This is a genomic window from uncultured Methanobrevibacter sp. (genome assembly GCF_902771435.1).
Taxonomy (GTDB): Archaea; Methanobacteriota; Methanobacteria; order Methanobacteriales; family Methanobacteriaceae; genus Methanocatella.
This window is the reverse complement of record NZ_CACXXB010000009.1, coordinates 18061-36295: the sequence shown is the minus strand read 5'-3', so window position 1 is coordinate 36295 and position 18235 is coordinate 18061. Positions and strand designations below refer to the sequence as shown.

At 37.1% G+C, this 18235-nt stretch carries 14 protein-coding genes; 5 read left to right on the top strand and 9 right to left on the bottom strand.

Features of this window, described 5'->3' with window-relative positions; genetic code table 11:
- The first annotated feature begins 267 nt into the window (after positions 1-267).
- Together QZU83_RS03635 and QZU83_RS03630 are read left to right on the top strand one after the other, a co-directional pair.
- Positions 268-6642, top strand: coding sequence for a hypothetical protein (locus QZU83_RS03635; protein WP_295609744.1), 6375 nt, complete (start codon positions 268-270; stop codon positions 6640-6642).
- A 265-nt stretch (positions 6643-6907) separates the two neighbouring features.
- Positions 6908-7348, top strand: coding sequence for a hypothetical protein (locus QZU83_RS03630; RefSeq protein ID WP_295609743.1), 441 nt, complete (start codon positions 6908-6910; stop codon positions 7346-7348).
- Positions 7349-7557: 209 nt separating this feature from the next.
- On the opposite strand, the gene QZU83_RS03625 is transcribed toward QZU83_RS03630, so the two are convergent.
- The gene (locus QZU83_RS03625) at positions 7558-8136 is read right to left on the bottom strand and encodes a ZPR1 zinc finger domain-containing protein (RefSeq protein WP_295609741.1); all 579 of its coding nucleotides are present in this window, start codon (positions 8134-8136) and stop codon (positions 7558-7560) included.
- Positions 8129-9073, bottom strand: coding sequence for a 3H domain-containing protein (locus tag QZU83_RS03620; RefSeq protein WP_295609739.1), 945 nt, complete (start codon positions 9071-9073; stop codon positions 8129-8131). The genes QZU83_RS03625 and QZU83_RS03620 overlap by 8 nt, the downstream gene beginning before the upstream one ends.
- A 194-nt stretch (positions 9074-9267) precedes the next feature.
- Here QZU83_RS03620 and QZU83_RS03615 point away from each other — a divergent pair, with 194 nt between their 5' ends.
- Both QZU83_RS03615 and QZU83_RS03610 read left to right on the top strand, forming a co-directional pair.
- Positions 9268-10320, top strand: coding sequence for a DUF1611 domain-containing protein (locus tag QZU83_RS03615; protein ID WP_295609738.1), 1053 nt, complete (start codon positions 9268-9270; stop codon positions 10318-10320).
- 5 nt (positions 10321-10325) lie between these two features.
- Complete coding sequence (locus QZU83_RS03610; protein ID WP_295609737.1) at positions 10326-10862, top strand: cell division protein SepF; 537 nt, start codon at positions 10326-10328, stop codon at positions 10860-10862.
- 5 nt (positions 10863-10867) lie between these two features.
- Here the strand turns inward: QZU83_RS03610 and QZU83_RS03605 are convergent, their stop codons facing one another.
- From QZU83_RS03605 to QZU83_RS03595, 3 genes are read right to left on the bottom strand one after another with little or no spacing between them, the layout of a single operon-like run.
- Complete coding sequence (locus tag QZU83_RS03605) at positions 10868-11782, bottom strand: TDT family transporter (protein WP_295609735.1); 915 nt, start codon at positions 11780-11782, stop codon at positions 10868-10870.
- Positions 11783-11791: 9 nt separating this feature from the next.
- Positions 11792-12430: a carboxypeptidase-like regulatory domain-containing protein gene (locus QZU83_RS03600; protein ID WP_295609734.1), complete on the bottom strand. Its 639-nt coding sequence runs from the start codon at positions 12428-12430 to the stop codon at positions 11792-11794.
- Positions 12431-12439: 9 nt separating this feature from the next.
- On the bottom strand, positions 12440-13198 hold the full coding sequence (locus tag QZU83_RS03595; protein ID WP_295609732.1) for a TatD family hydrolase: 759 nt from the start codon (positions 13196-13198) through the stop codon (positions 12440-12442).
- Between the two features lie 185 nt (positions 13199-13383).
- Here QZU83_RS03595 and QZU83_RS03590 point away from each other — a divergent pair, with 185 nt between their 5' ends.
- Entirely contained in the window at positions 13384-14160 is a 777-nt protein-coding gene (locus tag QZU83_RS03590; RefSeq protein WP_295609730.1) for a winged helix-turn-helix domain-containing protein, read from the top strand.
- A gap of 9 nt (positions 14161-14169) precedes the next feature.
- Here the strand turns inward: QZU83_RS03590 and glyS are convergent, their stop codons facing one another.
- Genes glyS through QZU83_RS03570 form a run of 4 tightly spaced genes read right to left on the bottom strand, consistent with a single transcriptional unit; the run spans position 14170 to position 18227 of the window.
- Positions 14170-15864 (bottom strand): glycine--tRNA ligase, encoded by a 1695-nt coding sequence (gene glyS / locus QZU83_RS03585; RefSeq protein ID WP_295609729.1) that lies wholly within the window; start codon positions 15862-15864, stop codon positions 14170-14172.
- Between the two features lie 15 nt (positions 15865-15879).
- On the bottom strand, positions 15880-16464 hold the full coding sequence (gene dcd, locus QZU83_RS03580) for a dCTP deaminase (RefSeq protein ID WP_295609727.1): 585 nt from the start codon (positions 16462-16464) through the stop codon (positions 15880-15882).
- 27 nt (positions 16465-16491) lie between these two features.
- Entirely contained in the window at positions 16492-17322 is an 831-nt protein-coding gene (locus QZU83_RS03575) for a DUF362 domain-containing protein (protein WP_295609725.1), read from the bottom strand.
- On the bottom strand, positions 17319-18227 hold the full coding sequence (locus QZU83_RS03570) for a TrmJ/YjtD family RNA methyltransferase (protein WP_295609723.1): 909 nt from the start codon (positions 18225-18227) through the stop codon (positions 17319-17321). The genes QZU83_RS03575 and QZU83_RS03570 overlap by 4 nt, the downstream gene beginning before the upstream one ends.
- Positions 18228-18235: the final 8 nt, after the last annotated feature.

The following is an 18235-nucleotide window of genomic DNA, read 5'->3' as shown; positions in this document are numbered from 1 at the left end:
TTTAAGTTAATTTTAATAGAGTTTTATAAAAATTTAATTCGGCGTATAAAATTATGATAATTAAGAAATTCGGGTCATGATATTTGATTAAAATATCTTGTGTTGGGCGGTCGAAAACTTCTGTTCCGATGAATTTTCTTTTATTATTAAATTTGATATTTTAGAATTATTATTTTTAAAACAGGGCTGAAATAAAAAGTTTAATTGCTGGTTAATAGTTTTTGCTAATTAATGGTAGAAAATCGTCCTCAAAAAAGGTGATTTATAATGTTTAAAAGTAGTCAAAAAATATTCATTGGCAAACACTTTCTAATTCCATTATTGTTCATCGTATTGATATTCGCTTCATTTGGTGCGAGTATGGATGATGTGTGTGCTCATGATTTGAATCAGAGCGCAGATGGAATTTCAAGTGAATTAAATATTGAAGATAAGCTAGAAAATTCTCAAGAAAATATATTGAATACGAAAGTTGAAAGTGATGAACAGCTTAGCGTCAGTCAAAATGAAATTTTAGGAATCACTCCAAGTGGAAATACATTCCAAAGCATTAATGATGCAATTGAAAGAGCAAATGAGGGAGATACGATCAAACTGAGCGGAACATATTCTGCCCAAAAGGCATATGACCAGATTAGAGTAACCAAGAAATTAACATTCACGGCGGATTCTTCAGCCACACTGGACGGTAAAGGGCTGACTCAGATTGTCCGTGTTGAAAAGACGGCCGGTGGAACATCATTCAGTAATATAAATTTCATCAACGCATATTTTGACGGTACTGGAGGTGCATTATTCATTCGCGCTCCGGATGTCCATGTAAAGAATTGTATTTTTGAAAACAACACTGCATATCAGGGCAGCGGATTGAGTACGACAAACAGCAGTACGCTAACCAAAAATCTTCTGGTGGAAAGCTGCAGATTCATCAACAATTACGCTAAAAAAACTGCAGGTGCGCTTTCCGCATATGCAAACAATACTCATATAGTCAACTGCATATTTGAATCAAACAAGGTCCACAACGGCACCAAATTCTGCTATGGAGGTGCAATCCAGATAGGTTTGGACGGTTTCGTTTCACAATGTTACGTATATGGATGCGAGTTTTATAACAACTATGTTAAAGCGGTCGACGAATTTGCACATGGGGGTGCAGGATGCGTTCGTGACGGCACAACCTATGAAAACTGCATTTTTGTCAACAACTCTGCAGGACAGGGCGGTGCATTGACATATCATGGATCAGGTCTTGTAAAGAATTGTACATTCACCAACAACACTGCATATTATTACGGCGGTGCATTGTCAACCGAATACAAATATGTTGACGGCGATTTAAAAATAGAAAACAGTATTTTTAAGGATAACAATGCCCCAATCGGCGGTGCAGTGCAGCTGATGGGTGAAAACATCATAATAAGCAAATGCGACTTCAATGATAACTGCGCTTCACAGACTGGAGGTGCGATTAATATCGATGCCGAAACAGTCAATGTGGCAAATTCAAATTTCAACAGGAATGTTGCAAACATTGACGGAGGAGCAGTATTCATCAACGGAAAATCCACTTCAATCAAGGATTCTTCATTTTACTATAACGAAGCAATCCCTGATGCCAATAAATTGAATGACGGATTGGGTGGAGCAATTTACATTAACAGTACTCAGGCTTTTGTCGAATATAATGAATTCTATTTCAACACAGCAAGAAACGGCAGTGCCATTTATTATGATAAGTGCGGAAACCACCTGAAACTGACACACAACACATTCTATCAAAATCAGGCATGGGTTTACAAATTGCCTATTTTTGCAAATGACATCTATTATGGTGATGTTGAAAGAATTGGGTCTGTTATTCACGGCGGAAACAACATTGCAAAATACGGCAATCTGGCAGTATCAAATGCAATTTATAATGCCGCAGACAATAATCTGATAAAAATCGATGGTGAAATTCCTGTTTTGGGAGCTACCGACAGCGGACAGCTATACCAGGATGACCGGGAATACAACATGAAAATATTATTGACAGTTGTTCATGAAGACGGAACAGTAGTGTACAACAAAACATTGAATTCAGACTGTTTTGGAGAAGTGAAAGACAGCCTAAACAATTTGAAACCTGGAAAATACTATGTAACCGCAAGACACCATGAAGATACCTATTATAAGGCAATCACAAATACAACAACCTTCAACGTCATACCTAAGGTTGATGGGGAAGTGAAAAAGTCAGTCGCCTCTGAAAACATCAATTATAATGATGTTGTGGTCTGGACATTAAACATTGCTAACAACGGTCCGTGCAATGCAACAGGTGTTGTTGTAAGGGACGTATTGCCTGACGGTCTCGAATGGATTGAGGATAATACTCACGGAAAATATAATCACCAGACAGGTGTTTTAAATATAGCTTCCTTGAAAGTCGGGGAGGTTTACGTTGCAAAAATCATGACCAAAGTGAAAAAGACAGGCGAACTTACAAACAAGGTCAACATAACTGCTAATGAGCACGATTTCAATTTGGCAAACAACCATGACCAGTCAAAGATTACTGTTGAGAAGGCTTCAGACCTGGCAGTCATCAAATCAGCCAATGTTTCAGCTGCCAATCTTAATGATTTGGTAAAATGGACAATAACTGTATCAAATAACGGTCCGGATACTGCCACTGGCGTAATTGCCCGTGATTTGCTTCCAAAATCATTAATTTGGATAAGTGATGATTCTTCAGGCAAGTACAATCGCAATACTGGAGAATGGGATATAGGAACATTAAACAAGGCAGGCAGTACAAGACTGAATATCGTTTGCAGGGTAAACGCTACAGGCAGTATTGTAAATAAGGTTTCAGTGACAGGCAATGAATATGACTGGGATAGGTCTAACAACAATGCCACAAAAGCTATCAATGTTAATCCGAGCTGTGATTTGGGCATTATCAAGTCTGTCAGCCAGGGGGTTGTCAATTATAGGGATACCGTTTGCTGGACTTTGACTGTTACTAATCATGGTCCTGATGCAGCTACAGGCATTAAGATTTATGAGACTTTGCCTAACGGCTTTGTTTATTTGAATTCAACCAGGCCTTTTGTCAATGGAGCTATTGATATTGGAAGTTTGGCTTCCGGTAAGAGTGCAAGCGTTAAAATATACTCAAGAGCAGAAATTACAGGCAGTTTCGTCAATGTTGCAAGCGTCAAAGGAAATGAATATGATCAGAATCCTTCAAACAATAAGGCAACTGCATCAATATCTGTTAAACCTGCAACAGATTTAATTGTTGCAAAATCAGTAAACAACACTTCACCAAATTATGGTGAAACAATAGAATGGACAATAACAGTAAAAAATAACGGTCCTAACACTGCTACTGAAGTAATTGTTAGTGATGTTCTTCCAAAAACACTCAAATTCATTAAAAGCAATGGAAATTATGATAAAAACACAGGAAAATGGAATGTCGGAACCTTAAACAAGGCAAGCAGCGCATCATTAAAAATAACATGCACTGTCAATGCCACTGGAAGCATTGAAAATATGGTTTCAGTGACCTGCAATGAGTATGACTGGAATAAATCCAACAATAACGCAAGTAAAACTGTTAATGTAGCTAAAGCCAGTGACTTGGGTATTGTCAAATCTGTCAGTGAAGGTGTTGTCAATTATGGTGATACTGTTTGCTGGACTTTGACTGTTACTAATCATGGTCCAGATGCAGCTACCGGTGTTAAAGTTTATGAAACTTTGCCTAATGGATTTGTTTATTTGAATTCCACTAAACCTCTTGTCAATGGTGTCGTTGATGTTGGAAGTTTGGCTGCTGGAAGTAGTGTTGATGTTAAAATTTATTCATTGGTTAATGTTACAGGCAGTTTCGTCAATGTTGCAAGAGTCAAAGGAAATGAATATGATCATAACCCTTCAAACAATAGGGGCACTGCATCAATAGTGGTTAAGCCTGCTAGTGATTTGACTGTTACAAAAGTGTCCAATGCGTCTGATGTCAATCTTAATGATTTGGTAAAATGGACAATAACAGTATCCAATAAGGGTCCTGATGCCGCTACAGGTGTAGTTGTAAAAGAGTCACTTCCGAAATCTATGATATGGATTAGTGATGATGCTTTAGGCAAATACGATCATGATTCAGGAGTATGGAATGTTGGAAATTTAAACAAGTTCTCCTCTGCGAAATTAAACATTGTATGCAGAGTAAATACCACAGGTTCAATTAAAAATTCTGTTTCAGTAACTGGAAATGAGTTTGATAAAGATAAATCCAACAATAACGATACCAAAACAGTTAATGTGGCTAAAGCCAGTGATTTGGGCATTGTTAAAGTTGTTAATCCGGGAACTGTTAATTACACAGATGTCGTCTGCTGGACTCTGACTGTTACCAACCACGGTCCTGATGCTGCAACTGGTGTTAAGATTTATGAGACTTTGCCTAATGGATTTGTTTATTTGAATTCCACTAAACCTCTTGTCAATGGCATCATTGATGTTGGAAGTTTGGCTTCTGGCAGTAGTGTCAGTGTTAAAATTTATTCATTGGTTAATGTTACAGGCAGTTTCGTCAATGTTGCAAGCGTCAAAGGAAATGAGTATGACCAAAATCCTTCAAACAACAAAGGCAGTGCATCAATAACAGTTAAGCCTGCATCCAATCTGGTGGTTGTAAAATCAGTAAGCAATTCTAAACCGAATTTTGCAGATGTAATCAGATGGACAATAACTGTATCCAATAATGGTCCTGATGCAGCTACTGGAGTAGTCGTAAAGGAATCACTTCCTAAATCTATGATATGGATTAGTGATGATGCATCTGGCAAATACAACCATAATACTGGACTTTGGAATGTTGGAAACATTAACAATGGTGAAATGAAAACACTGACTATAACAACTAAGGTCAATGGAACAGGATCATTCGTAAACAATGTTTCAGTGACAGGAAACGAATTTGACTGGAATAAAACTGACAATAATGACAGTGTGCCTATAAAAGTCGCAAATGCATCCGACTTGTCAGTCATCAAATTGGCAAATCAGTCTGTGGTTGATTATCTCCATCTTGTAAAATGGAGCGTAATCGTTAAAAACAATGGTCCTGATAAGGCAACAGGTGTTATTGTTGAGGAAATTTTGCCTGAAGGATTGGAGCTTATAAACTACACTGTAAGTAAAGGATTTTACGATAACGGATTATGGTCTTTATGTTGTCTTGAAAATGGTGAAAGCCAAACAATGGAATTAACCTGCTTTGTTAACAGAACAGGTAAATTGACAAACGTTGTTAAAATCGAAGGAAACGAATATGACCATGACCTGTCAAACAATGAAAACAACGCAACAGTATTGGTTCCAAAATCATCCGATTTGAAAGTTGTTAAGGATGTCGACAATTCAAATCCTAACTTTGGCGAAATAATCCAATGGACCATCACTGTCACCAATAACGGTCCTGATGGCAGTGACGATGTGCTGGTAATTGATGAATTGCCGGAAGGTCTGGAACTGGTTGATTACAGATGCAGTTCAGGAAGCTACGGTGAAGGAATGTGGCATATTGACTATCTTGACAATGGGGCCAGCGAATCTCTTGTTATCCGCACTATTGTAAAGACTCTTGACGATATTGAAAATATTGCAAAGGTTGTTCCTTCACAGTATGATTGGGATGAATCAAACAACCATGATGATGCATCTGTTAGTGTAAATCCTCTTGCAGACTTGTCTCTAATCAAAATGGTGAATGTTTCCGCTGCCAATTATCTTGATTTGGTAAAATGGACATTGATGGTTTCAAATAATGGTCCTAATGATGCATCAGGCGTTTTTGTCTATGATGTCATGCCAAAAGGTTTGAAAATTGTTGACGTATATGGTGATGGCGAATATGAAAACTCCGTATGGCATATTGGAGACTTGGCAAATGGCGAATCCAAATCTTTGGATATCGTATGTAAAATCATTTCTACCGGTCAGTTTGTAAATACAGCATCTGTCTGGGGAGATGAAATGGATCCTGAATTGGACAACAACAGGGATGAAAGCAATCTCTTTGTCTATCCTGCAAGCGACCTGTCAGTCACCAAGACAGTTTCCAAGTATAATTATGCCGTAGGCGATGTGGTCAGCTTTTCAATCAGGCTCACCAACAGAGGTCCTGATGCAGCAGAAAACGTTAAGGTCAGGGAAATAATGGATGATTCACTGAAATTATTGTCATTCCATGCAAGTGCAGGTGATTTTGACAAAGTAAATGATGTGTGGTCCTTGGATTTCTTGGATGCAGGTCAATCTGCATATCTTACTGTCAAAGCTATTGCCCGTGAAGTGGGCATCGCCAAAAATAAGGTTGTTGCATCAAGTGACAATTTCGATTATGATTTGTCCAACAATAACGACACTGTTTCACTGGATATTGCAGAAAAACAAAATCCAAAACAAAATCCAAATATAACTCCTGAAAACAATGGATACAAACACTCTGATGGCGAAATAAGGGATTATACTCAATCCATATTGCAAACATACAAATCAGGTAATCCTATCATGGTCATCGTGCTATTGTTTGTGTTTAGTTTGGGTGCATTCTATGGTAACAATATATTGAAGAAAAGATAATTTAAAGTAGCCTTCGGGCTACTAATTTTTATTTTTAAAAATCGATTTTTCAAAATTTCATAAGTATTCGAATTATTAATTTCACGATTTATTATTTTTATAGTTGATGATAAAAGTGGCCAAATACTCGTCCATTTCTTCAATTAAATCAAAACCTTTAAATAAAACTTCTGATAAAGTTATAAGTAGATATTGATGAAATAATATTTTTTTTAAAATTTTATCTGATGAATCAATATTTTTAATTAATTAAACGAGGTATAAAATGTCTGAAGAAGAAATGATTGAAGAAACTTCTGGTGAATATGTAGACGAAGAGGAAGAAAAATTACCTTTCGCTAAAGCAGAAGTAGTACGTTTAATGAAAGAAAATCTTGATGACGACAAAATGATCCGTGAAAGGGTAAAAGTTGAAATGAACAAATTTTTAGGAGAAGTCTTAAAAAATGTTTGTAAACAGTTAAACGAATACCCGTACACAACCATTGAGTATGAGATGCTTAAAGAATCCACATACCCATACACTAACATCGAAAGAATCAACCAAGAAAAAGAAAGGATTTTATTACATTTAGAAGCTATCAAAGCGGATTGTAACGCATTAGCTATGGATGTTCAAAAAACCTTAAAATTAAAAGATGTTGTTGAAGAAGACTCATTTACAAACTTCACAGCAAACTTAGATGAAGAAGAGGAAGAAGAATAAATTCTTTCTTTTATTTTCTCTTTTTTTATTAATAATAAAGAAATACTAGTTGATATTTTAACAATATATCCCATTTTTTTTAAAAATTAATCAGTAATTTGTTTTTCTCAAATATTTGCATTTTTGAGGATTTTAATTTTGGTGAAGAGTATTAAAAAAGAAAAAAAAGTTGTAGATGCCAGTTGCACCTACTGCCGTATTAAAGTAGTTTAACCTTCTATATGGCTAAATCCTGTTTTTAAATCTTTCAGTTCATCTTCTGGAATTTCAAATACATCGGCGCTGTCGCTGACTATATTACTTTGTCCGAACGGATCAAGAATAATGAGGGTTGCAGTACCGTTTCCATTTTTAAGCTCCTGAATTTGACTGAGGGTGTCCTTTGCGTTAATCTGTGAAGACTCGTCATCAAAAAGGTTCAGTGCCTTTTTAACCGCATCTTCAAAACGGTTGAGAATTCCTTCAACATTGGTTACATATCCTTCGGACTTTGGACCAGGCTCCACCTTAACGCCCAGTTCAGGTATTGAAACTGTTGCTGACTGTGAGCGGACAACCCTTACTGTCAGTGTATTCTTGTTTATCTCAAGAACATATTTTGCAGGGTCGTTCTGTTCAAGTGCAATTATGTCGTTGTGCTTGAATCCGCATACCGGACATTGGATTGAGGTTTCAAGAACCTTTCCGAAGTGTGGAATTTCCAACTCTTTCATAATTGATTTGGCTTTGCCTTCTGCGAAGCAGGCCGGACATTTGATAATCATTTCGGTTAATTCATCTTCATTCATTTAAAACATATCCTTTATCGTTTAATTCTTTAATAATTTTATCCAATTTTTCCTGACTGGAAGCGCATATTGTTGTTTTCCTGTACTCTGAAAGTTGGTACAGTTCATTCAAGTACTCTTTTTTACTTTCATCCTTTTCAATATTATCGATGAATTTTTTGGCGGCTTCACTGTCGCTTACTTTAATGTTTCTCTCCAAAGGCTCTTTAAATCCTTTTACATTGTAGACGACTTTCTCAAGGCTTCCATTATTCCTGCTGATGATTATGTCGATAACGTCAGCCAGTTCGTCCACGTTATTTATGAGATTGATAGTTGTGCAGGATTTGTTGATTATGGATAGAATCCTGTCAAGGGTTTTGTCAATTGCTTCGGCTTTGATTACATGAACTCCATTTGCCTCTGCCAGATTTGTGAGGTGGTCATGGATAATTCTGTTTTCCCTAAAAAAGTCAAGCTGCTTTCCGCCCCTGTGGATTTGTACTGCTCTTTTTACAAATCTTTCCTTGTGGGCTTCCTCATCTGAGCTCAGCACAAAAAAGTATATTTCGGCATAGTCCTTAAACTGTTCAATATTGATCAGTCCAGGAACCAGATGCACTCCTTCTATTATGATGTCGTCATAGTCTGTGATTGCTCTTTGGATAATCTTTTCAAGGCCTGGAATTACTGATGCGGCGTGCTCGTCAAAGCCGGCGGACACAAGTTCATCATAGTTGTCGTAACGGTCCTTGTTTCTCAGATGTTTATACGCATCATAGGAGGAGCTGTGAAGTGCCGGAGCATATTCCTTTCCTATGATTCCCCTTACGACCGCTCGTATAAAATCACTTTCAATCAGATGTTTAATGTTTAACGCTTTCGCCAATTCAGCAGCAATTGTCGATTTTCCAATTCCTGATGCACTGCCAATAAGTATGACATAGGGCTTTCTCATGTAATCTCCCCAACAATTTATTTTTTTACATTACTATTTATGGACATAATACCATAAAACATTATACATTTATTAATGTGAAAATTTATAAATAATTATAATATTATTTTTTGAAAATTTTTTTCTAAAAATTAAGATAATAAATTTACATGATTTAGTTATAAGTTATAAATTATAGGATAGGGGTGAAATTTTTGTATTCAGTAAAATCAGTAAAAGAAATTCAAGATTTAAATCCATTCATTGTAGTCGGATGTGGTGGAGGAGGTGAAAAATTCTCCAATCTTGAAGGTATCGAGACAGTAGGATTCATCGATGACGATGAAAGAAAACAGGGAAAGCAGTTTTGCAATCATGTTGTTGCTCCAAGTTTGGAAAAGTGTTTGAAGGGAGCTCCTGATGCAAAGTCCCTTGTGATAATGTTGCCTATTGGTGCCGAAGGTGCTGCTCTAAAATATGCAGTTCAGGCAATCGATGCTGGTTTGAATGTAATCACTTCTTTTAGGTCTTTATCTATTGATGAAAATCCGTCCTTAAGGAAATTTGCAGAATCAAAAAATGTTGTTATTAAGGATATAGGACCTAGATTGGATGTTGTAGAAAAGATAGCTGGAGTCGCTCCTGAAAAATCATGTGAAGTTTTACCAAAAATATCCTATACCCCTAATGCTCCGGTGATTTTTGTTGGAGGAACCTCTCAGGAATGCGGTAAAAGGACCACTACAAAAATGCTCGGTATAGCAGCATCTGAAAGAGGTCTGACCCCTGCAATTATATCCACTGATGAAATGGGTCTAGAAGAACCTACTGATTTTAATTTTAGAGCTGGAAGTTTATCCGCCATGGATGTTCCGGCAGCAGTTTTATCTGCAATCAAATATGTTGAAGAAACTAAAAAACCTGACATTATTTTTATTGAAGGTCAATCCAGTTTGACTGAAAAAGGAAACCCTCATCCAAGGGGTCTGTCAGCGGCTATTTTAATTGGCGCTTCTCCTGATGCGGTCATTGTTGGACACAGACCAAATCACCCTTACAGGGAACCTCGCGGTATTGAAGAGGAAATTAGGGCTATTGAGGCTGTTGAACCGACCAAGGTTGTTGGCCTGTCAGTCAACTTTAAAAACGCAAGTTTGGACTTATGTCCTGAATACTTCGAGTCTAAATATAATCTGCCTGCGGAAGATGTTTACAATAACGGCGCTTCAAAATTATTGGATGCTATTTTTGAATATTTAGAGGAGTAATTGAAATGAGTTTTACAGATACACTAAAAAGAAGCTTAGGCTTCGAAGAACCGGAAAACGGCAATCTTGAACAGAATAATCATGAAAGTGCCCTTGATAATCTATCCAGAATGATAAATAATCTTGGAAAACCTGATCATGCTAAAAATAATGCCCAACAGCAACGTCAAACTCAACAGAATGTCGCTCAACAAAGACAAAAACCTAATTACAATCCCAACCCTAGACCTGAACCTGCTTATGAGGAAGAATATGAAGTGATTGTTCCTGAGCAGTCTTTTTATGAAATCATTTTAATTAGGCCAAAAACCATTGATGACATAAATTATGTTGTTGATCAGGTCATCGAAGAAAAGAATCCTGTTATTTTGGACTTGTCTTTTTTAGAAAGGGAAAGTGCGGCCAATTTCAAGTTGGCTGGAGATAAGATTAAGCAAATGAGGGCAAGATATGGTGCTCAGGCATTATTGCTTGCAAGAACTGACGATAAGGATTTAATCATTGTCGCCCCTAAAAAAGTAAAAGTAATCAATAAGGGATAAGTAGATTAATTTCTACTTCCACTATTTTTTAAAAACCTGATGTATCGTATCAGGACATACACCACAATAACGACAGCTATAACCATTTCAATTTTCAATACGCAGGACAATATTGAAGCAAAACCTATTTTTTCGATAATTCCCTTTGTTGCAAGTGCGCTTATAACAAATGGAAATGTGAATGCCGCAAAGCTAGGATAGAAATCAAGATTTCTGTATTCTATAAACTTCCAAAGGGCAAAAACGTAGAAAACGCATGCAATCACATAAAGTGCAACAGCAAATTCTCCTGATATGTTTTGGGATGTGTTGAGATATCCGACAATCAGTATGCTCAACACAGCAGTAAAAATGCATATCAGAGGTTTGTTTGCATCCGGAACCTTCGGATGGGTTATATATCTGTAGATTACCAACGGCAGTGTAATTAGCATGGCTATGAATCCCACAATTAAAAAATAGAATCCTACTTCACTCATATCATGAGCGCCGGATGTTATTGCTGCCATTGTAATTCCCACAAACACTATCCAGTAGCTGGGATAGACATTAGAAATATCGAAATTGTGCACAATAAAATGATAGGTAAAGTAAATCATCAGCAGAATATGCAAAGCTATTCCTATTATCCATAGGGCATATGCAATAGTCGCACTAAATTTGATGATGTATGTAGATATAAGCATCAAACTCATGGAAAAGGTACCTGAACTGCTGACAATCACGGGATTTTTGAAATCTTTTCTTATGGTATCAGGATATAGAACTGCTTTTAAAACAATCAAAACTAAAAATATCAATCCGATGCCGCCAAAGGCAACTTTCAGTAGGGGGTGAATGTCCTGCATTAAGTTTCCAAGGGACAGCAGCGCAAGAATCAGTCCGCAGATAGGTATCGGTATATTTTTAATGAAACTCATGTTTTAACCTTATCTGTATCCATAATTGATTACATATCCGTTTGAATCAACCAAAGTATAGTATCCGTCATCATAATAGATTCTCTGTCTTCCGTCGCCCACATTTACCCTTGAGACTTCGTGTTCCCTCGGGTTCCATCCATCGCTTGTTGGTTCACTTTCATGGCGGGGGGTGTATCCTTTGTAGTTCGGGTCATTTTTCGGACGGTTCGCTTCTATCGAATCGGCGTCATTAGTGATGTCTGATGATGTGCTTGCATGGCTGTCATATTTAAAGCTTTTTGCAGAATTTGCAGGAGCATATTTGCTGTTTCCATCAAATGCACATGTCATGGCATAATTTCCGTCTTTCAAATCATCCAATGACAATGTGGCTGCTCCCTCGCTGTTGGTGGTCACGTCATATTCGCTGACGTTATTGTCCCTTTCCAGCTTGATGTGTATTTTCGCATCGGCTATGGGGGTGCCGTTTGAATCAGTCAGTTCAATTTTCACTTTCTCTCCATTGAACATCTTGTCAAGGCATGTAATCTTTAATTCACATTCCTCACTTCCGGTATTTTGAACCGCCAATGTGGCTAAACAAAATACCAGGATTCCTATTATTGCCATCAATAATATTATTATGGTCTTATGATCACTTTCCATTTCAACCTCCTATTTCAGGTTAAAGAAGTTTTGGGCATTTTTGTGTGAAATCTTTTCAATGTCTCCTTTGGCATAGCTTCTCTTTTCCAGTTCACGAACAGTTTTAGGCACTGACAGTGGATCTGACGGTTTGTTGCTGATGTCACTGTTTAAAAGGAATCTGTCAAATCCGTATTCATCAAGTATGGCTATTGCATCCTCTTTATCCATTTTTTGAGGCTGTACGGTTAAACCAAGCATGCAATCGCTTTTAATGGCATCCTTCACAACTTCTGGATTGATGTGGTCAATGACTGCCTGTTTTTCATCCAGATGGTTAGGCAATATCTCCAGAATCTCAGCTAAAACTCCCTTTTTGTTTTTTCTGGGAGTGTGGATGATGACTTTGGATTTTGTTTCATCTGCAATGTCCAACTGTTTTTTGAAAATGCTGATTTCCGCATCGGTTAAATCTTCAAGACCGATTTCTCCAATGGCTACAATCTGGTTGTTTTCAATCCATTCGTAAAGGCTGTCATAGATTGTTTGGGGATTTTCAATCGTATTTGTAGGGTGTATTCCTAAAGCCACCTTCAAATCAAGACCATATTGCCCCGCTCTTTTTGTATCATATTCCAAAATCCTGTTCAAATGATTTAGGAGTATGGATTCGTTATCTATTTTATATGGATAATAGCTGCAGGTTATTGCGGTTTTGATACCTGCCAAATACATTTTTTCAAAATCTTCGCTGCTTCTGGAGTCTGCATGCATATGTGTATCAATCATTGTATCACTTGGTAACATTTATCTGAAATCATTTTTGTCTGTTTTATTTTAAAAAAATATCTGAAAAATTCTTTATTTTTAAGCCTTTTGCAAGTGTTGTTCGGTGCATTTGTTCACTAGGGTAGATTTTATATTTTTTAGTAATAAAAATAACTCCATAAGTAATACTACTTAGGTGGTTTGTTATGTATAAAAATGAAGAATATTTAGAAAATTTCGATGCAATCTTTGAAGATGTGAAATTCACCGCAAATTCGTTTGTAAGGCTTAAAATTTTAGCCAGTTTATATGAAAGTCCTCAGAACATGAGGGAAATAACAAAAACAACCGGTTTAAGCTACAGTTCAATTTCAAGCAATATGCACGACCTGGAGCTTAAAGACATGCTCTACAGGGAACAAAACAGATATTTCCTGACCAATTCCACAAGGGTCAGAATTGAAAATGTTTTGGAATTCAAAAGGGTTATCATGCTGTTGAACGAATTTTTCAACATTCTGGACGGCCACATTGTTGACATGATTCCCAATGAATCCGCCGCTGAATTATACCTTCTTGGAAAGGCAAGGCTGATGGAGTCAAGCGGTGTCGATGCGTACAGGACATACAATTTCATTGAAAATTCACTTTCCGAGGCTGAATCCGTAAAATGCATCATGCCATTTTTCTATGAACCCTTTTTTGATATTCTCGGTGAATTGGTCAGCAAGAATAAGGATGTTGAGATACTTGTTCCTGAAAACCATTTGGATTCATTCCTTGAAAAATCAGATATTGAAACATTCATTCCATTTGAGGAATACAATTCATTTCTATTAATCATTACTGAAAATGTGATGATTTTGGGATTCTTTTTGGAAAACGGCAATTATGACCAGAACAGGCTGTTGATTTCTAAAAATGAGGAGTCCCTTGCCTGGGCCAATGATTTGTTCAAAAATTTTAAAAAAAGAAATAAATGAGTTTTGAACTCATTTGTAATATTTTTCCAAATAGTCGTGTAATTCGGAAATTGCAATTCTTTCTTGCTCTTCGGTATCTCTGTCCCTTACGGTTACCTGATTGTCCTCAAGGGTATCAAAGTCAACGGTTATTGCAAGAGGAATACCAATTTCATCTGCTCTGGCATATCTTTTACCTATAGTGCCTGTTGCATCATATTCAACTGTAAAACCAGCCATCCTTAACTGTTCAGTTAATTCCTGAGCAATTTCACGAGGTCCTTCCTTGTTGACAAGAGGGAAGATTCCAAGCTGCACAGGAGCTACTGATTTGTCAAATTTAAAGTAATCTTTTTCATCGGTTTCAGTAAATGAATGCAATAAAACTGAGTAGGTTATACGGTCAATACCGAAGGAAGGTTCAATAACATGGGGAATAATGTTTTCTCCAGTTATTTCCTCTTCAATGTCTTCAAATATGAGCAGGTCTTCGGTTACTTCATAGGTTTTGTCCAGCTCCACGACAAATTTGCCTTCGTTTTCAAGTGCTGCTCTGATTTCATCAACTTCAGCATCTTCAATGGCCTGTTTTACTTTAGGAGAATCTCCTTTGAATATAGGTCCGAACTTGGACAGGTTAGGTTTAACGATAGTTTTTTCGACTTTTTTAGGTTCATCGTATTCCATAAATACATTCAATTCATCGTTACTGTATTTTGAATGTGAGGTCAAGTCATAATCGCCCCTGTCGGCAATTCCGATAATTTCAACCCAACCGTATTTGTCGGTTTTGACTTCAACGTCCCAGCAGTCCAGGGCATAGTGAGCCATTTCCCCGGCGAGGTGTTGTCTGAATCTTAAAACATCTTCGGGAATACCGATTTCAGTTAGGAATTTACGGGCCAAATATAACTGATAGATTAACATTTCATTTGCTACAATGCCTTTGTCAAGTGCTTCACGTGCGGTAATTTCTAAAGGTTCTAAATTCTTTTCCTGAACCTCCTGTGAATTCAGACGCAATACGACATCCTCTATCTGTGAAAATTTAGGATGTGTTTTGTCTTTAGGATTTAAAAAGATTTCAGCTTCCGCTTGTGTGAACTCTCTGAGTCTGATAACACCTTGCCTTGGTGAAATCTCATTTCTGTAAGCCTTTCCGAGTTGAACTGCTCCGAACGGGAGTTTTCCTCTGAAAAATCTTTCAAGTCTTTTGAATAAAATGAATATTCCCTGTGCTGTTTCAGGTCTCATGTACCCTACTTTGTCTCCTTTGGCACCGATTTCAGTTTTAAACATTAAATTGTAGTTCCAGATATTTGATAATTTTCCGCCACATTCCGGACAGGTGATGTTATTGTCAATGACGATTTGGTCAAGCTCTTCGTTTTCAAGACTTTCCACATCTTCACCGATTACCTCTTCGATGATGTGGTCTGCTCTGAAGACTTCTCCGCAGCTTTCACATTTGCACATTGGATCGGTAAAGTTATCGACATGCCCTGATGCTTTTAAAACTTCTTTAGGCATTACGGTAGGGCCTTCGATTTCGTAAAATCCTTCACCGGAAACGTACTGTTTTCTCCATTTTTGCATGATGTTATTTTTTAGGCTTGCTCCGAGAGGTCCGTAATCGGTAAAACCTGATACTCCTGAGTAAATCTCAAAAGACGGCCATAAAAATCCTCTTTTTGCACTGATGTTTGACATTTTATCATGATTCATAAATATTATCTCCAATTATTTTTTCAATTCATAATCTAATTTGACTCTACTGCTTTCAGGGCTGGTCTGACCCATGTATTTGCTGTTTCTTTCAGGATGTCCGTAAGGCATCTCAGACGGTGATGTCATGGTTTCAAAAACAATCTGGCATACTCTCTGACCTGGGTAGAGTGCTACAGGCATTGCACCGATGTTGGATATTTCCAATGTGATTCTCCCTTCAAATCCAGGGTCAATGAATCCTGCTGTAACGTGCATGGTAACACCTAATCTTCCCATACTTGAACGACCTTCCACTCTTGCAACAAGGTCTTCAGGCACTTTAACATACTCCAAAGTAGTAGCCAAGGCAAATTCATTCGGATGAATTATGAATGCTTCGCCTTTTTCAACAGTGGTTGATTCCATATATGATGCGATGTCTTCTTCATCTTTCGGATCAATATAAGGTTTTCTAATAACTTTAAATACTTTAAACTCATCTCCCAATCTCATATCAATAGAAGATGGCTGTATTTGTTTTTCATCCAAAAGAGGTTCAATAACTATTTCTCCCTCTTCCAAATATTTCTTTATATCTTTATCACTTAAAATCGCCATTTTTTCACACAAGTAATTTTATAAACGTTATAATTCTTTTATTTCAATCAAATCATCTATTCTGTTAACTACATTATCAATGGTTTCGTTAGTGTAGTTGATGCTAATTGCATTGAATTTACAGGCATTTACACACAGACCGCATCCTTTACAGATACTGCTGTCAATAGTTATTTTATTATTCTTAAAGCTGATGGCATCAAACATGCAGATGTCATCCAAACATTTTTTACATTTCTTACAGTTGTCCTCATGAAGTTCCACACTAACTCCTTCAAGCTTTTCCAGTTTATTGCTTATTTCATCATCCAGATTAGGATAAACTTTCCACAAACAGCAGCATGGACAGCAATGACAGATTGTTAAAAGACCTTTTCCAGGATGTATATTCATCCAGACGGTATCGATTTTGTTTCTTCCGATGATGTGGCTTAAACCGGCGGCATCTGCTTTGTCAACTTGATCCAAAGCCTCTTCAACGGTTGATAACTTACCTACATGTTTCGGAATTTTTCTTGCAGTCGGTCCGAGGAAAATGCAACCGATATCCTGCGGATAGTCCTTGCAGTTGTTAGAAGTTCTGCAAAGGCAGGAGTTCATAATGACAATATCGTCGCTGCGTTTTATAACTTCTTTTATGACATCTGTAGGTAAAAATTCAGAACCTTCAGACTCTATTTTTTTGTTTATGTGGACGGTATTTGGTATGACAACAATCTCATCGTCTTTAAACAGTAGAGTATCGATAAATTTTTTGTATATTCTTGATTTTTTTGTAAATTCTGCTATTCTAAATCTCCAATTGAATATGTATTTGAGAATGAATTTGCTGAAATCTACTATTCTAGGTCGTCTCATTGTTCACCAATCTTATTTTTTAATCGTCTTAAAATGCCTTTAAATGTATGGGCTTCTCGTCCGGTTATGAATGCCCTTGAAATAATATTATTGAATGTTTTAAGGCCATTCCTTTTCTTATGGTCTGGAATATCAAGGTAATCTATCAGTTCTTTCATGTCCTTGATTAGATATTCCTTTTCCAATTCAGTACTTTCATTAATTCCTTCAACACCGTAATCATGTCTGTTTTTGAATAGTTCATAGAATATGATTGCGGCTGCATGGGATATGTTCATAATTGGATAAGTAGGATCTGTCGGAATAGAGACGCAAATGTCGCAGTCACTTATTTCCTTATTTGAAAGGCCATCTCCTTCTCTTCCAAATAAAATGGCAATTTTATTCGAAACGTTCATTGATTTTCCAAGCTCTTCAGGCCTGATAGGTATTCTTGATAGATTATAGCTTCCTCCGGCCATTCCTGTTGATGCGACTTTAAAATCAATCCTTTGAGATTGGTAAAAGTCATCAAGGGTAGGAAATATTTTGGCACTCTCAACTATGTATTTGCCATGTGTGGCCTGATAATATGCCTCGTTTGTTAATGTCGGAGGGTTAATCAACACCAAATTCTTCAATCCAAAGTTTGCCATGGTCCTTGCAAGAAAACCGATGTTGCCGGGAGTTTCACATTCCACAAAAACTATGTAGATATTTTCCTTAAAAAGGCGAACCTCTTTTTCTTCCTGTTCCCGCACAAGCTTTGTTCTTGCAGTTCCTCGGGATTGCTTTGTGGATTTGGCTTTTTTTGTAGAAGTTGATTTCTTCTCGTCAGTGCTTTTCTCTTTTTCCTTTGGAGAACTCATTGTAGTTTCCACTACTTTCTCTTCACTGACTGCAGCATCTCCTCCTATTTTAATCAACTCCTAAT

Excerpts from the sequence above, each read along its gene's own strand:
- QZU83_RS03635 (WP_295609744.1), top strand. The coding sequence starts at position 268 with ATGTTTAAAAGTAGTCAAAAAATATTCATTGGCAAACACTTTCTAATT.
- QZU83_RS03630 (WP_295609743.1), top strand. The coding sequence starts at position 6,908 with ATGTCTGAAGAAGAAATGATTGAAGAAACTTCTGGTGAATATGTAGAC.
- QZU83_RS03625 (WP_295609741.1), bottom strand. The coding sequence starts at position 8,136 with ATGAATGAAGATGAATTAACCGAAATGATTATCAAATGTCCGGCCTGC.
- QZU83_RS03620 (WP_295609739.1), bottom strand. The coding sequence starts at position 9,073 with ATGAGAAAGCCCTATGTCATACTTATTGGCAGTGCATCAGGAATTGGA.
- QZU83_RS03610 (WP_295609737.1), top strand. The coding sequence starts at position 10,326 with ATGAGTTTTACAGATACACTAAAAAGAAGCTTAGGCTTCGAAGAACCG.
- QZU83_RS03605 (WP_295609735.1), bottom strand. The coding sequence starts at position 11,782 with ATGAGTTTCATTAAAAATATACCGATACCTATCTGCGGACTGATTCTT.
- QZU83_RS03600 (WP_295609734.1), bottom strand. The coding sequence starts at position 12,430 with ATGGAAAGTGATCATAAGACCATAATAATATTATTGATGGCAATAATA.
- QZU83_RS03595 (WP_295609732.1), bottom strand. The coding sequence starts at position 13,198 with ATGATTGATACACATATGCATGCAGACTCCAGAAGCAGCGAAGATTTT.
- QZU83_RS03590 (WP_295609730.1), top strand. The coding sequence starts at position 13,384 with ATGTATAAAAATGAAGAATATTTAGAAAATTTCGATGCAATCTTTGAA.
- glyS (WP_295609729.1), bottom strand. The coding sequence starts at position 15,864 with ATGAATCATGATAAAATGTCAAACATCAGTGCAAAAAGAGGATTTTTA.
- dcd (WP_295609727.1), bottom strand. The coding sequence starts at position 16,464 with ATGGCGATTTTAAGTGATAAAGATATAAAGAAATATTTGGAAGAGGGA.
- QZU83_RS03575 (WP_295609725.1), bottom strand. The coding sequence starts at position 17,322 with ATGAGACGACCTAGAATAGTAGATTTCAGCAAATTCATTCTCAAATAC.